The organism is Cyclobacteriaceae bacterium (assembly GCA_025808415.1).
Lineage (GTDB): Bacteria > Bacteroidota > Bacteroidia > Cytophagales > Cyclobacteriaceae > UBA2336.
On sequence record CP075525.1, the window covers coordinates 832,355 to 847,980 of the forward strand.

13 protein-coding genes are annotated in these 15,626 nt (G+C 43.9%); 5 read left to right on the forward strand and 8 right to left on the reverse strand.

The genetic code is table 11. The annotated features are described in order from the left end of the window. Positions 1–42 precede the first annotated feature (42 nt). The 3 genes from KIT51_03870 (at position 43) to sucD (ending at position 2,921) form a co-directional block, all read left to right on the forward strand. The gene (locus tag KIT51_03870) at positions 43–945 is read left to right on the forward strand and encodes a hypothetical protein (GenBank protein ID UYN87416.1); all 903 of its coding nucleotides are present in this window, start codon (positions 43–45) and stop codon (positions 943–945) included. A gap of 105 nt (positions 946–1,050) precedes the next feature. Next, positions 1,051–1,926 carry a hypothetical protein gene (locus tag KIT51_03875; protein UYN87417.1) on the forward strand — a complete coding sequence of 292 codons (876 nt, stop codon included), beginning with the start codon at positions 1,051–1,053 and terminating at the stop codon, positions 1,924–1,926. 119 nt (positions 1,927–2,045) lie between these two features. After that, positions 2,046–2,921 (forward strand): succinate--CoA ligase subunit alpha, encoded by an 876-nt coding sequence (sucD, locus tag KIT51_03880; protein ID UYN87418.1) that lies wholly within the window; start codon positions 2,046–2,048, stop codon positions 2,919–2,921. A 7-nt stretch (positions 2,922–2,928) separates the two neighbouring features. Here sucD and KIT51_03885 read toward each other — a convergent pair whose 3' ends face one another. The 8 genes from KIT51_03885 to KIT51_03920 all read right to left on the reverse strand — a co-directional run bounded on the left by KIT51_03885 (position 2,929) and on the right by KIT51_03920 (position 13,331). Next, on the reverse strand, positions 2,929–3,180 hold the full coding sequence (locus KIT51_03885; protein UYN87419.1) for a hypothetical protein: 252 nt from the start codon (positions 3,178–3,180) through the stop codon (positions 2,929–2,931). Positions 3,181–3,418: 238 nt separating this feature from the next. After that, positions 3,419–4,762, reverse strand: coding sequence for a PhoH family protein (locus tag KIT51_03890; GenBank protein ID UYN87420.1), 1,344 nt, complete (start codon positions 4,760–4,762; stop codon positions 3,419–3,421). Positions 4,763–4,888: 126 nt separating this feature from the next. After that, a complete protein-coding gene (locus KIT51_03895) occupies positions 4,889–5,581 on the reverse strand; it encodes an ATP-binding protein (GenBank protein UYN87421.1) in 693 nt (230 codons plus the stop codon). Further along, complete coding sequence (locus tag KIT51_03900; protein UYN87422.1) at positions 5,523–7,055, reverse strand: sigma 54-interacting transcriptional regulator; 1,533 nt, start codon at positions 7,053–7,055, stop codon at positions 5,523–5,525. The genes KIT51_03895 and KIT51_03900 overlap by 59 nt, the downstream gene beginning before the upstream one ends. A gap of 12 nt (positions 7,056–7,067) precedes the next feature. Beyond that, a complete protein-coding gene (locus tag KIT51_03905; GenBank protein ID UYN87423.1) occupies positions 7,068–8,165 on the reverse strand; it encodes a hypothetical protein in 1,098 nt (365 codons plus the stop codon). Positions 8,166–8,530: 365 nt separating this feature from the next. Further along, complete coding sequence (locus KIT51_03910; protein UYN87424.1) at positions 8,531–9,163, reverse strand: sterol desaturase family protein; 633 nt, start codon at positions 9,161–9,163, stop codon at positions 8,531–8,533. A gap of 50 nt (positions 9,164–9,213) precedes the next feature. Continuing rightward, positions 9,214–10,356, reverse strand: a complete 1,143-nt coding sequence (gene bshA, locus KIT51_03915; protein ID UYN88490.1) for an N-acetyl-alpha-D-glucosaminyl L-malate synthase BshA — start codon at positions 10,354–10,356, stop codon at positions 9,214–9,216. Further along, positions 10,347–13,331, reverse strand: a complete 2,985-nt coding sequence (locus KIT51_03920) for a serine hydrolase (GenBank protein ID UYN87425.1) — start codon at positions 13,329–13,331, stop codon at positions 10,347–10,349. The genes bshA and KIT51_03920 overlap by 10 nt, the downstream gene beginning before the upstream one ends. Before the next feature lie 101 nt (positions 13,332–13,432). Here KIT51_03920 and KIT51_03925 point away from each other — a divergent pair, with 101 nt between their 5' ends. Next, a complete protein-coding gene (locus KIT51_03925; protein UYN87426.1) occupies positions 13,433–13,801 on the forward strand; it encodes a hypothetical protein in 369 nt (122 codons plus the stop codon). Positions 13,802–13,808: 7 nt separating this feature from the next. Continuing rightward, a complete protein-coding gene (gene mutL, locus KIT51_03930; protein UYN87427.1) occupies positions 13,809–15,614 on the forward strand; it encodes a DNA mismatch repair endonuclease MutL in 1,806 nt (601 codons plus the stop codon). Positions 15,615–15,626: the final 12 nt, after the last annotated feature.

A 15,626-nucleotide genomic window follows, 5' to 3' on the forward strand; every position in this document is an offset into this window, starting at 1 on the left:
ATAAATTCGTACATTTAACCCTCTAATAAAAAGTTTACAGTTATGAAAATGTTAAGAATAGTAATCGTTTTAGGCTTGATCGCATACATGGGTGATGGCTATTCGCAAGACGTTGCTTTTAAGGTAATGGCTAATAAAGGCACAAACGAAGTTAAGTCGGGCGATTCATGGCAACCCATAAAAACAGGTGCCAGCCTTAAACTTGGCGATGAGTTAAAGTTAGCAGATAACGGCTACCTTGGTTTGATACACGTTACCGGAAAACCTGTGGAAGTTAAAAAGGCTGGACCTTACAAAGTGGCCGATCTGGCAGCTGAAGTAAAAGGTGGATCAAGTGCCTTAAACAAGTACACCGATTTTATTTTAAGCAGCAACTCTGATGACAAAAAAGGTAAACTGGGTGCAACCGGAGCTGTGCACCGTGATATTGCCGAGGCGAAAGCAATCAAGCTAATGCTTCCTGAAAACCAACATTCAGGTGTTTATAACAACGAAGCGGTAATCACCTGGGATGCCAGCAAAGTAAAGGGTCCATACGTTGTAACCCTCAGCAATATGTTCGAAGATCAGTTGGCAAAAATTGAAACCGCTGAGAACAGTATAAAAATTAACCTGAACGATCCGAAATTTGTGAATGAAACAGGAATTTTTGTTGATGTTCGCTCCAAAGCTGACCCTGCCCAATCTTCCAAAATGCATTTGATCAAGAAACTTTCACCGGAAGCGCGCGCAAAAGTACAAAAGTCGTTGAATGAAATTATGGGCGAAGTAAGTGAGCAGACAGCCTTAAATAAATTTATCCTGGCTGGCTTCTATGAAGAACAGGGGCTTTTCATTGATGCCATTGCTGCTTACGAAGAAGCTATTAAGCTTGCCCCGGACGTAACCTATTACCAGGAAACATATAGCGACTTTTTGATCCGCCATGGCCTCAAAAAACCTTAGAACGTAAAATATCCAATTGAAAAGCTGCCCCCACTTATATGGAGCAGCTTTTTCTTTTTAATACAATAGCCTTCTGTTAATTTTAACTGGCCTAAAAACATGATCATGAAAACTACTCGCTTATGTATACTATTGGCAGGACTGTTTGTGCCCGCTATAGTAATGTCGCAATCATATGCCTTTCTGGTTTTGCAAAGCAAGGGGCAAACCGAAGTTAAATCAGGTGAGCAGTGGACGCCCATTAAAGTTGGTTCACAATTAAAAGTATCGGATGAAATAAAAATTTCAGATAATGGTTATTTGGGCCTTTCCCATGCCAGTGGCAGGGCCTTTCAGGTTAAGGAGCCTGGGAGCCACAAAGTTGCCGATCTTGCAGCCAAGGTGGGCAAAGGTTCAAGCGCATTAAATAAGTATACCGACTTTATCCTCAGCAGTGAAGAGGAAAAGAGAAACAAACTGGCTGCTACCGGGGCGGTTCACCGAAATGTAAAAAAGGATATCATGCTAAGCTTGCCTTCCGATGCAGCAAAAGCTGAACTGTTGGGTAATCGCTTCTTTATTGCCTGGACCAACGATGGTTCAAGCTCCTATAAAGTTATTGTTATGGATTTTGGGGAAACGGTGTTGGCAACCTATGAGGTGAGCGAAAACAATTATGCGGTTGATCTTTCTAAAGGCTATGAAAATATCCCATACCTTCTTGTGAAGGTAACTTCTTCCAATGGAAACTCCTCCGATCAATACACAGTAAAAAGATTATCAGGTCATCGTAAGAAGAAGATGTCCGAGTCTGTAGGAGAGTTAGGTGTTTCAGATGAAGGCAACGGACTTGATAAGTTCATACTGGCTTCATTTTTTGAAGAGAAGTTTATGCTCATCGATGCCTTAACGGCATACCAGGAAGCAGCCGCACTGGAACCTGATGTTTACCAGGATGAGTATAAGAAGTTTTTGGATCGTTTCGGTTTTAAAGTGAACTGAGCATTTCACAGACAAACTATACTTTTTTTTAAACTGCCCTTTGGGGTCCCATCGGGTTTTGCCTGGTTTGGCTGAACGGTATATTCTCCTATTTTTGTGAACATCAAAAATGCACATCCATGAGCGTATTAGTGAATAAAAATTCAAGGGTTATAGTCCAGGGCTTCACGGGTTCGGAAGGTACTTTTCATGCCGGCCAAATGATTGAATACGGTACGAACGTGGTAGGTGGAGTTACACCGGCCAAAGGTGGTACCGAACACTTAGGGCGCCCGGTATTTAATACGGTTCAGGAGGCAGTACAAAAAACAGGTGCGGATGTCTCCATCATTTTTGTTCCCCCTGCCTTTGCAGCCGATGCAATTATGGAAGCAGCCGATGCCGGAATTAAGGTAATTATTGCCATAACAGAGGGCATTCCGGTTAAGGACATGATGATCGCCAAAAAGTACATTAAGAGTAAGGACGTTGTATTAATAGGCCCTAACTGCCCGGGCGTAATTACACCGGGTGAAGCAAAAGTTGGCATTATGCCCGGTTTTGTTTTTAAGAAGGGTAAAGTTGGGGTTGTATCAAAGTCCGGAACATTAACGTACGAAGCAGCCGATCAGATTGTGAAGGCTGGTTTAGGCGTTTCAACAGCCATTGGGATTGGTGGTGACCCCATTATTGGTACCCCAACCAAGGAAGCTGTTGAACTGCTGATGAATGATCCGGAAACAGACGCCATTGTGATGATTGGCGAGATTGGTGGTAACTATGAGCCCGTAGCGGCACGCTGGATAAAGGAGACTGGAAATAAAAAGCCTGTAGTAGGGTTTATTGCCGGGCAAACTGCACCCCCGGGAAGAAGAATGGGCCATGCCGGGGCAATTATTGGTGGTGCCGATGACACGGCTGCAGCTAAAATGAAAATTATGCGTGAATGTGGTATTCACGTGGTAGAATCACCTGCAGATATTGGGGAAACTGTTCTTAAAGTTCTAAAAAAATAGTTTTGCTTTAAAAAGCCGACCGGAACTCCCGCTCCAAGTAATTATTAAATTCGCTAACACTTGAAAAGGTAGTGATCTTCTCAGGATGCATGTTGATGTTGTCGTTTTGAAAAATGACCTCTGCACAGAAATCCCTCAATAAGAATAAGTAAGCTTTACGTCCGTTTTTAATGCGGGTTCCTAACATGGTTCCCTTATCACGCAGTGCCGAAATTTTGCTTTTAGCAGACAGGCACTTGAAATACAATTTTCTAAACATGGGCTTTTTTCTGATTTAATACCCTAAAAATAGAAGGCGGGTATATAGGGTCATAATCGCTTGGTTTTCAGGCACGTTAATATTTGCCGGAAATTGAACTTTCATAACCCCATGGATCTTTTTTGCCAGGAAACCTTACGCCTTTGTTTTGGCCGTTGCCAAAAAACTATTCAATTCAGGCTGTTCATAAGCCTGAAAGCTTTAAAATGGCCCCAAATCTTGCATTGAGCGAAAACTGTTATAACAGGTTATTAGCCAGGTTGGCCAACTCTGAACGTTCGCCCTTTTCGAGGGTAATGTGGGCATAAAGCTCGTTGCCCTTTAACCGGTCAATCAGGTACGACAGCCCGTTACTTTGGGCATCCAGGTATGGCGTGTCAATCTGGTAGATATCGCCTGTAAAAATTATTTTGGTGTTTTCACCCGCACGGGTAATGATGGTTTTTACCTCGTGCGGGGTAAGGTTTTGCGCTTCGTCAACAATAAAGCAAATGTTGGAAAGGCTTCGACCGCGTATGTAAGCCAGTGGGGTAATAACCAGTTTCTCCTGATTTACCATTTCGGTAATTTTGGAGTACTCCTTATCGGTTTCGTTGTATTGATTTTGGATAAACTTCAGGTTGTCCCAAAGCGGCTCCATATAAGGGTTCAATTTGGATTTAATATCTCCTGGTAAATAGCCGATGTCTTTATTGCTAAGGGGTACGATAGGTCTTGCCAGATAGATTTGTTTGAATTCACGTTTTTGTTCCAGTGAAGCAGCCAGTGCAATCAGTGTTTTTCCGGTACCAGCAATACCCTGAAGTGAAACCAACTTAATTTCAGGTTTGAGTAAGGCATGGATGGCGAATGTCTGTTCGGCATTGCGCGGCTTCACCCCATAAATCGATCGTTTTTCAACCTGCTCCACCATTTCGTTAAATGGATTATAGTAAGCGAGCACCGATTTTTTACCGCTCTTTAATATGTAATAATGGTTTTTCTCAGGCTTTACTTTTCCGAGTATTTCATTGGGCGGGCAATAACCCTTTTCGTAAATAAGGTTAATGGCATTTGAATCCACATCTTCAATTACCGTATTGCCTGAATACAGCGAAGAAATATTCTGGACTTTGCCGGTAGTATAATCTTCAGCATGAAGGCCCAAGGCTTTGGCCTTTAAACGAAGGTTCACATCCTTGGAAACCAAAACCACCTTTCTTCCTTTCTCTTCTTTTTGCAGCAACAATGCTGAATTTAATATGCGGTGGTCGGGCTTGTCTTCATTAAAAACACGGTTGGCATCAAGTGTTCCGGTGCCCCCGGTATCCATCACTACTTTAAAATCGCCTTTGCCTTTGCCGTTAATGGGGTTCCATTGGTGAAGCATTTGATCTTTGGCGAGTTTATCAATGAGGCGGATAAACTCACGGGCCTCAAAATTTTTGGTGTCGTTTCCCTTTTTAAAATTGTCCAGTTCCTCCAGTACGGTTATGGGTATGCCCACATCGTGTTCATCAAAATTGAGTATGGAGTTGTGTTCATAAATGATAACCGAGGTATCCAGTACGAATATCTTCTTTTCTTTTTTTCCCTTTGACATGCTTAACAAAGAACTTGGTTGTCGAAATAAACAAAAACCTTCCTAATGCTGAAAGGGTTTAAGAAGTGATTTTTTTTGATACCTTTATAGTCCTACCAACATTATTAAATTGTTAAAGAGGTTTCTTTAGCGAATAAAGTATTGATCGCCTTTTTCATGAGGTTCTATTTTAAGAAGATTGGCAAGAACAAGTTGAATTAACAGAGAAGACGCCTGGTACTTGTTTAGGCCGCTAAGTGCAGTAAATTCCATAAGGGTGATATGATTTGATTTGTCCAGGTAGCGAAAAAGTTTTTGCTCATGTTCGCCATACGTAAACTGAACGTCAGTTTTTCTAATTTGTAGTTGAATGATTTTTTGAACCTCCCAGCTTGCTTTTATGCTCATGTCAGCTTTACGTATATAGCAATGTTTCTTACGCCTGCTTTCACGGATAAAATAGGGTTTTCTTTTACCTGAAGGTACCTGTAACGAAACGACATACCGGTTGGGTGAAATGGAGATGATTTCTTTTTTAAAGCTGATGCTGGGCCGGGTTAGCTTTGAGAGAGTTTTAAGCACAGCATACAGTTCCTCCTCAGGAAACTTAACCCCGGGTATGCTGCCGTCATCGGCTACCCCAATCAACAATGTTCCTCCTTTGCTGTTGGCAAAGGCAATCATCTCCCGCGCAATTTTTTCAGGATGCGTTGCTTTGCGTTTAAATTCCAGGTGCTCTCCTTCTCCTTTGGCTACCAATTCGCGCAGCGCTTTTAACTTCTCACGATCTACCCCGATTCCCTCCGAATGCCGCATCGTCATCATCTTCTTCGGTTTCATCGTCATCATCGTTAGGGAGATTAAACATGGAACTTAATAAATCTTTAAACTGATGTCCAGCGGTGAGGTTGTGTTTGCTGATTAAACTGTATTCGGCCAGGCCATGGAGTGCAAATTCCATCAGTAATAACTGGAATGCAACCGGCTGATTAGGGTGATAAGCCTGTACAAGAGTTTTTAAGCCGGGTATACTTTTTAGTACCTGTTCATAAGCCTTGTCGTCACTTTCGTGTAACAGGTCGGCTTTGTTGCCTTCACCAAACCAATCGGTAATGGTTTTATAGGGGCTCTTATCTTTTTGTTTCCTGAATTTATCCGGGTCGGGGAAGTAATTAACAAACTGCGTGCGGATAGCTTTTCCAATAAGGTTTTGTGCTACAATGCCTGGGCCTTCTTGTTCGCCTTCATAAACCAATTCAACCTTACCTGTAATGGATGGAATAATGCTGTAAAGGTCAGCTATGCGCACATGGGTGTTCTTTTCGCCAGTTAAAAGCGCCCTTCGCTCAGCCGCAGCTATAAGTGTTTCATACGCTGAAATGGTTAGCCGTGCCGACACCCCACTTTTTGAATCAATAAACTCGCTGGCACGCGCTTCAAATGCAACCTGTTCAATAAGGTCAGTGGCCAACTCATGCACAGCAACCAGTTCTTGTTGATCTTTTTTTAATGAAGCTTCCTGCCGGGTAATGTGCTTGCCTATGTCGATGGTTTTGGGGTAGTGTGTTATGATCTGGCTATCAATACGGTCTTTCAAGGGCGTTACAATGCTGCCGCGGTTGGTGTAATCCTCGGGGTTGGCGGTGAACACAAATTGGATGTCGAGCGGCAGGCGTATTTTAAAGCCGCGGATTTGAATATCGCCTTCCTGCAGGATGTTAAAAAGTGCTACTTGAATACGTGCCTGTAAATCGGGCAATTCATTGATAACAAAAATGCCGCGATGCGACCGTGGAATTAAACCAAAATGGATTACGCGCTCATCGGAATAGGGTAGCTTAAGTGTGGCAGCCTTTATCGGGTCAACATCACCAATAAGGTCAGCAATGGAAACATCGGGGGTGGCGAGTTTTTCGGTGTACCGATCATTCCGGTGGAGCCAGGAAACGGGGGTATCGTCACGGAGCTCATTTATTTTATCTATACTGAATCGGGAGATGGGTTGAAGCGGGTCGTCATTTAATTCCGAACCTTCCACTACGGGTATATATTCATCCAACAGGTTTATCATTAAACGTGCAATGCGCGTTTTGGCCTGCCCTCGCAAACCCAATAAATTAATGTTGTGCCCTGCCAGTATGGCCCGTTCCAGGTCAGGTATTACCGTTTCTTCATAGCCCCAAATGCCACTGAATACCGGTTCTTTTTTTCTTTTTTTTTCGATCAGGTTAGTGCGCAGTTCGTCCTTTACCGATTTTGTATTATAGCCCGAGGATTTTAATTGTTTCAGGGTTTTTATCTTCTGTATGTCCATGCCTTAGGTGTGCTAATAATTCTTTCTTCTGTTCTTATTAAAATCTTCAAATACCAGGTTGCCCAATCCCTGTAAACCGCTGTAGTAGGCGTTGCCTTTATTTGTTTTTGTGAACTCCCGCACAAAGGCTTTCAGGTACGGATCGGTGGCCAGCATAAATGTTGTTACCGGTATTTTTAACTTCCTTAGTTGGGTGGCAAGGGTTAATGTTTTGCCTAGTATTTTATGGTCTAACCCGAAACTGTTTTTATAGTATTTGATTCCTTGTTTAATGCAGGTGGGCTTGCCATCGGTGATCATGAAGATCTGTTTATTGGGATTTTTTCTTCGCCTGAGGATGTCCATCGATAGTTCCAACCCAGCAACAGTATTGGTGTGGTATGGGCCCACCTTCAGGTAGGGAAGGTCTTTGATTTCGATCTGCCACGCGTCATCGCCAAAAACAATAATGTCTAATGTATCTTTTGGATACTTCCTGGTGATCAACTCCGCCAATGCCATAGCAACTTTTTTGGCTGGGGTAATCCTGTCTTCACCATATAAAATCATGGAGTGGGAGATGTCGATCATCAAAACGGTGGAGGTTTGCGATTTATATTCGCTTTCGATTACCTCTAAATCGTCCTCGGTCATAAAAAAGCTATCCAACCCATGATTGATTTGGGCATTTCGCAACGAATCCGTTACCGATATTTGTTCCAGTGTGTCACCAAATTCATAATCCCTACGTTCGGTGGTTTGCTCATCGCCCCGGCCACTGTGAAAAGTGCTATGATCGCCACCCTTCGTTTTTTTTAACTTGCCGAAGATTTCCTCCAGGGCCGATTTCCGGATATTTTGTTCACTTCGCGCTTTAAGTGTTAGTTCTCCGTTAGGTCCCTTGTCATCTATGTAGCCCTCGCGTTTAAGCTGCTCAATAAAATCACCGATACCGTAGTTATCGGTAGTAAGCTTGTATTGTTTATCCAGTTCAGTAAGCCATTGCAGGGCTTCCGCAACATTGCCTGAGGTGATGAGGGCCAATTGCAGGAAAATCTTAAGCAAGCGTTCAAAATCTCTTTTGGCGTTTTCGGGAGGGGGCGTGTACTGACTAAAGCGGTGGCCTACCATAGTGTTTTATGGGAATTCTTTTTTAACCCCAAATTCATCGATTCTGTTTCTTTTTTGGAATTTAATTTTTTGAACCTACGTAAGATAATCCGTGTTTCTGAAAATATTCGGCAGTTTACAAAACCTATTTTTGATCCAAAATTTTAACATTTGTGCTATGAAAAAGTCTGTACTGGTTTTAAGCCTTTTGGCCCTCATTTTAGGCTCTTGCTCTACGTACACCTGTGCTACGTATGCTAAAAAGCCCGTAAAGCAGGCCGAGGTAAAAGAATCAAAAATCTGATTGCGGCTAAAATGCGGCATCAAAAAAAGCCACCCGGTACCGGATGGCTTTTTTATTTTTTGAACCAAAAAAAAGCAACCGCTTAAGCGGATTTTGGCTTCTCCTTCATGGTTCCATAAATGTAATCCCACAAAGGGGAGGACACCCCAAATACTATTTCACCGTCTTTATAATGATGGATGCTATGGTTTACCCAAAGGGCTTTTAAAAAGTTTTTTGGGGGTTGATAGGCATGTACCATGTAATGTACGCCCAGGTAACTGGCATAGCCTACCAGAAATCCGGGCAAGAAAGCAAAAACAAAGTCGCCCATAACCAACCGTAGCAATAGCAATAACACTGTAGCTATGGTTATGCTTAACACAGGTGGCATAGCCAACCGATCCTTATCCTTGGGAAATTCGTGGTGTACCCCATGCATGGTATACTGCAATTCTTTTCTTTTTTCAGTGTGGGCCTTCATATGGAACACATACCGGTGTACATTATACTCAACCCAGGTAAATGCCAGCCAACCGATGAAGAATAATAAGGTTGTTAGTGCGGGGCTGAGCGATGTGTGTGTAATGCTCCAATACAATAATGCCGCAGCATAGAAAAAAAATACGGTAAGCGGTACAGAAATGTGCGTGCGTGTTAACCGTTCGAGTATCGGGTTTTTAAAGAGTTGCTTTGTTCCTTTGTTTTTCGGTGTCACCTCTACTATTGTTGCCATCTGTTCTCACAATTTTTGCAAAAATAATACTTGATATTTTATCAGTGTTTTTAACGGATAGCATTTACGTTGGTTTTTTCGATAACCCTGGCATAATATTCTTCATACTGAGGTAGTATACGACTGATGTCGAATTCTTTTGCCCGGTTAAGCGCATTTTGCTTGAAACGCGGGAGGTTGTTTTTATCCAGTACAAAAAGTGCCTTGCGTGTCATGTCTTCAATGTCGCCAACGTTGCTCAAAAAGCCGGTTACGCCTTGGCTATTCAATTCGGGTATCCCCCCGGTGTTGGATGAAATCACCGGCACTTCGCAGGCCATAGCCTCCAGGGCGGCCAACCCGAAGCTCTCCTTCTCAGAGGGCATTAAAAACAAATCGGCCACCGAAAGTACCTCCTCTACGGCTTCCAGTTTGCCGAGAAACCGGATGTTATTACAGATGCCCAGGTCGCGGCATTGTTGTTCTGCCCCAACCCGCTCGGGGCCATCGCCAATCATTAGCAATTTGGCGGGAATTTCTTTTTGGATGTTGTAGAATACCTGAATAACGTCACCAATCCGTTTCACTTTACGAAAGTTGGACGTGTGCACGATCAACATTTCGCCTTCGGGACAAATGGCTTTTTTGAAATGGTCCTTCTTTTGCTTTTTGAATTTCTCCAGGTCGATGAAGTTGGGTATTACTTTAATTTCGTTGGTAATTTTAAAATGCTCGAACGTTTCTCTTTTTAAATCTTCTGATACGGCTGTTACACCATCGGATTGGTTAATGCTGAACGTAACTACCGGTTCATACGAAGCATCTTTGCCCACCAATGTAATGTCGGTTCCGTGCAAGGTTGTAACGACCGGCATAACAATGCCCTGCGTCTTTAGTATCTGTTTGGCCATATAAGCAGCCGAGGCATGTGGAATGGCATAGTGCACGTGCAACAGGTCGAGTTTTTCGTTCATGGCCACACTTACCATTTTACTGGCCAGTGCTAATTCATAAGGCGGATATTCAAACAACGGGTACGACCGGAATTCTACTTCATGGTAGAATATATTTTCATTCAGGAAGTCCAGCCGGCTGGGCTGCGAATACGTTATAAAATGAACCTGATGCCCTTCCTGGGCTAACGCTTTTCCCAGTTCGGTGGCCACTACACCGCTGCCGCCAAAGGTTGGGTAACATACTATACCTATCTTGATCTGCTCCACAGGAATGGGTTTGGGTACTGACAATAGTCGAAAATTGATTGATAAATCACGTCTTGTATCCGAGAACGAATATTGGCCGTAATTAGTTTAGAACTACGGTCAGGGTAAACCCGGTTTGACAGGAAAACATAAACCAGTTCAAATTCGGGGTCTATCCAAATGCATGTGCCGGTAAAACCGGTATGCCCGAAGGTGCGTGGCGAGGAGAAAAGGGAGGTTGGCGTTGCCCAATCACTTTGGATGGGCTTATCCCAGCCCAGCCCCCTTCGGCTATTTTCAAATTGTTTGGCGGTAAATAATTCAACCGTTTCAGGTTTCAGGTATTGGTGGCCGCCATAATATCCATTTTGTAGCAGCATTTGCCCCAGTTTGGCTACATCGTGCGCTGTGCTGAATAATCCGGCATGGCCTGCAACACCGCCCATCATGGCGGCACGTTCATCGTGTACGGTACCGTGGATCATGTCCTTTCGGAAGATTTTGTCGTATTCAGTTGGGGCTATGCGCGATGGAGGAAAGCGATTTAACGGATTGAACCCTGTGGTACTTGCTCCCATGGGTTCATATAAATTTTGCCATAGGAAATCGTCCATAGGTTGATTGAGCAATTTTTCGGATAACCGGTGCATTAACCAAAAGCCAATGTCGCTATAACGAAGCGTGTAGGGTGTGCGTGTGGTTTTTTCAATCATGCGTGATTCAAAAGTCCACTTCCACAAGGAATCGCGGATAACCGGTGCTGCAAATAGATTTGGGGAAACCTGTAAGGAATATTTTTCTGTGCGTTTGGAATTGTAGTAGTAAGGCAAAAACTCCTTTTCGTTTTTCATGGTTTGAGGCCACAACGGAACAAAGGCGAGCAACCCTGCCTGGTGTGCCAGAACATCCTTAAGGTTTATATCCTTTTTGTTGGTTGTTCGCAGTTCGGGCAGATAGTAAGATACTTTTCGGTTGATGTCAATCAGTCCGCGATCGTATAAAAACATTACCGCCTGCAACGTTCCTAACACCTTGGTCATTGAGGCCAGGTCATAAATGGTCTCATCGGTTACGGGTTGATTATTGTCATAGGTGTGCCACCCGAAGGATCGCTCGTATATTACTTTTCCATTTTTTGCAATCAACACCTGGCACCCGGGTGTAGCATGCGTGTCAATAGCTTCGCGAACAATAGCAGATATCCTCTCCAACGATTGGCTGCTCACGCCAACAGCTTCGGGTATTGCATACGACAGCCTGCCGAGCGAAGGCGCGATTTTGCCTGAACCCTCGCCAATCTTTTCATTAATGGAAAGCGGAAGTTTACCGTTGGCCTCCAGCCCGCCAAATAAAATCTGAGGTACTGTCCTGCGCATAAGGGCATCATCAACAAAGGCTTGTACAATAGTTTTCGGTGCTGTGAACAAGCTAAGTTTTGATGGCGGACCGAAATTGCATACCACTACCCGGGTATGTTTCGCCAATTCATCCAGCAGGGCAGGGTATTTGGATAGTATTCCTGAACTGGTAAGGAATACAGCAGCCACCACCACATCGTATTTCTTTAACTCTTCCAGTAGTTGTGTAGTGTCCTCATCGGGCTGATGGAACTGATAATGATCGAATGGAGCATAACGTGAAAGATAATTGCTGAATTCATTTTCTTTCCGTTCACCAATGGAGAGCGAGGCGAAGGTTGTATTCTCCAGTATCTTTATGGGCACTAACTGCTCATCATCGTATACAATGGAAACAGATTTTTCATAAAGATCACGCCTGAGTACCCTGGCCTCAATGGTGTTTAGTGTTTCATAAAGATTTTCCGGGGCTTGTGGTTCAGGTGTGGGTAAGCCCGCATCGTACTTAAAGGCCAACACTTTTTTTACGCGTTCATTGAGCTGCGCTTGTAGTACGGGATTCTTTTTTAATTGCCTGCGTAGCTTGCGAATGGTTGCCCCGATATTTTCGGGAAATAACAAAATGTCATTTCCGGCAAGGAAAGCATAAATCTCGGAATCACCGGGTTGATGTTTTTTTAGTACAACTTTAACATCGGGAACATAACTAAAAACAAGCCCTTGAAAATTAAAATTTCTTTTCAAGTAATCGGCTGTGTATAGTGTTGGCAGCGCTTCGGGCACAATCCGTTTTTTCTTTTGCACAATTTTCCTGCGGTCGGGAAAAATCGGATCATGTGTGTACGATGATAAAATGGCCGGGCACCCGTTTTCAATCAATTGGCGGAGGGGATATAACGATTGCCTGTCGTCTTGAGCAAGGCCCATAATCGGTATGCCTTTGGCATAACCGGTAACTTTAAGGCCATAATGTGGGTAATGTTTGGCCACCGGTATAATGCCGGCATGTTGAAGGCCTTTCATGTACAGTACGGCTGCATGGGCTACGCGCCCGGGGTTCTCTCCAAAGGTGTGGTTTACCAGCTCATCTGTTTTAAACGTGGTGCTTAAATCGGCTGTTGGGGCAAATGTAATATGTACACCCAGTTCCTTGAGCTGACGGCCTACTTCACTACCGAAGTAATAAAGAAGGCTGTCATCCTGAAGGGCACCCAACATAAGCGTTTGCGGAAACACCAATGTGCTGTCCAGTGTTGAACCCAACCCTTCCTCTGCATTTAACCCCACCAGCAGGGGCACCGATGATTTTGCTTGCAGATCTTTTACTAACTGTTGTTGTGTTACAGGCCCGCCACGCGTTAATACAATGCCTCCGATGCCAACATTATTGACCAGGTTTAGCAGTTTATCTCTTTCTGAATCGCCTGCATAGGCATCCACCGGCATCATGATAAGCTGGCCTATTTTAGCTTCAAACGTTAAGTTCTGAAATACACTGTCCACCCATTTTTCGCGGCTACTTTGTCCAAAAACCTGTAAAACACCAATGCAGGCAAGGGAGAGCGCCAACCAAACTTTTTTAAGGTTCAAGCCGTTTGCTTTTTTGTAATTGAAGCTGAATAGAGCCATTTTTGTAGGCCTTTAAATTAACCAGTTTTAGTACCAAATAAAATAATGGTGACGCAGCTTAAAAAGTTGCATTACATCAAAGGCAAACAACTTTTCCAGTCATGAAAATCCCTTCACTTTTTACGCGTATACCCAAGCACAAGCGGTTTAATTTTGCACCGCGTCACTATGATCCCCTTGATGAAGAGCGCAGGGAACGGGAGCAACGCATACAACGTGAACTTCGGCAAAAAGATGACGCAGAAATTCTGGCTGACGATTATCGTTCACGCATTGCAGGGTCTTTTCGCGCTGCCCGCAACAAGCAAACCAAAAACTTTGATCCTTCGGCTAATATTTTACGTTTGGTTATTATTACCATATTGGTAATATGGGTGATGGCCTACCTTCACTACGGTACCGCGTCAATTTATTTTCTGGCACTAATTATTCCGTTTTATATCTGGGTCAGATTTTTCCGAAAGCCGTAAGTCCACCATGTCTGATATTATTCAACTTTTACCCGATTCCATTGCTAACCAGATTGCTGCCGGTGAAGTAGTGCAACGACCTGCTTCTGCCGTTAAGGAGTTGATGGAAAATTCCCTTGATGCAGGGGCCACAACCATACGGTTGGTGGTGAAAGACGCGGGCAAGGCGCTGATCCAGGTGATTGATAATGGCACGGGCATGTCAGAAACAGATGCCCGCATGAGTTTGGAGCGGCACGCCACATCAAAAATCAGAAAGGCTGAAGACCTTTTTACACTGCGAACCATGGGCTTTCGCGGTGAAGCGTTGGCATCTATTGCAGCCGTTTCACAATTGGAAATGAAAACCCGCCAGGCCGAAAAGGAGTTGGGTACTTTGTTAATCGTGGAGGGCTCGGAAGTAAAGCGACAGGAGGTCGTAGCATGCGACAAGGGTACGAGCATAAGTGTCAAAAACCTGTTTTACAACATTCCCGCCAGGCGTAATTTTTTAAAATCCAATCCGGTTGAACTCAAGCACATCATTGATGAGTTTCAGCGACTGGCGTTGGCCAACCCCGAAGTTTCACTTTCGCTTATCCAGGGCGATGAGCTGATATATGATTTACCTTCCGGTAAACTCAGCTACCGTATCGTAAATGTGTTCGGCAAAGCCTACCAGGAGCAATTGGCTCCTTGCACGGAAGAAACAGACTATGTAAAAGTTACCGGATATATTGGCCGCCCGGAGTTTGCGCGTAAATCGCGTGGCGAGCAATTCCTGTTTGTGAACAATCGTTTTATCCGCAGCAACTACTTACATCATGCCGTTATGAATGCATTTGAAGGTTTGGTAACGGAGAGCTCTTTTCCTTTTTATGTTTTGTTTATTGAAATAGATCCAAAGCATATTGATGTCAATGTTCATCCTACCAAGACAGAAATAAAATTTGATGATGAGCGTGCCGTGTATGCTGTTGTTCGGTCGGCTGTTCGTCAGGCATTGGGCGCGAACAACCTTGCCCCTGCACTTGATTTTGCAGAAGATGTGAACATTATTGCCAAGTTGAGCAACACTCCCACCGATGCGGCCCGTGATGTTTACTTTGAAGAACGATTTCAAACCTCTCTTCAACGTTCCAACCTGCAACAATGGGAGAAGCTTTTTGAAGGAGAGGGAATGTCGGGGCTTACTTCGCACCGGGATTTATCGGCAAATGAACTTGAATTCTTGCAAGCAAAGCAGGAAGAGAATATTGCAAAAACAGTTTACGAGCCCCTATTTCAGTTACATAATCATTACATTCTTCGCCAGGTAAAAAACGGGTTGATGTTGATCCACCAGCAGGCTGCCCATGAGCGTGTTTTGTTCGAAAAATTTCTCCACCGGCTAACAAGCAATACAGGCGAGAGCCAGCAAAGCTTGTTTCCGCAAACGGTATCCTTCCAGGCGGCTGATTTTGCCCTGATCATGGAAATGGAGCAGGAGATAAAAGCGCTGGGCTTTCGCTTTGAGGTTTTTGGAAAAAACACGGTGATAATCCATGGTGTACCTTCTGGTATTTCTTCGGGTAACGAAAAGGCTTTGTTCGAGGGTTTGATCGATCAGTTTAAGTTTAACCAATCGCAGTTGTCGTTACCGTTAAAGGAAAACCTGGCCCGCGCCCTGGCCAAACGTGCTGCACTTAAAATCGGGGATAAGCTTACTGCAGAGGAAATGAAATCGTTGGTGGAGAGTTTATTAGACTGCAAGGCGCCCGGTTATTCGCCCGATGGGGAAACAACGTATTTTATTTTAGATTTGGCCAGGATTGGAATGTACTTCAAGCCATAACTAACCTTTGTC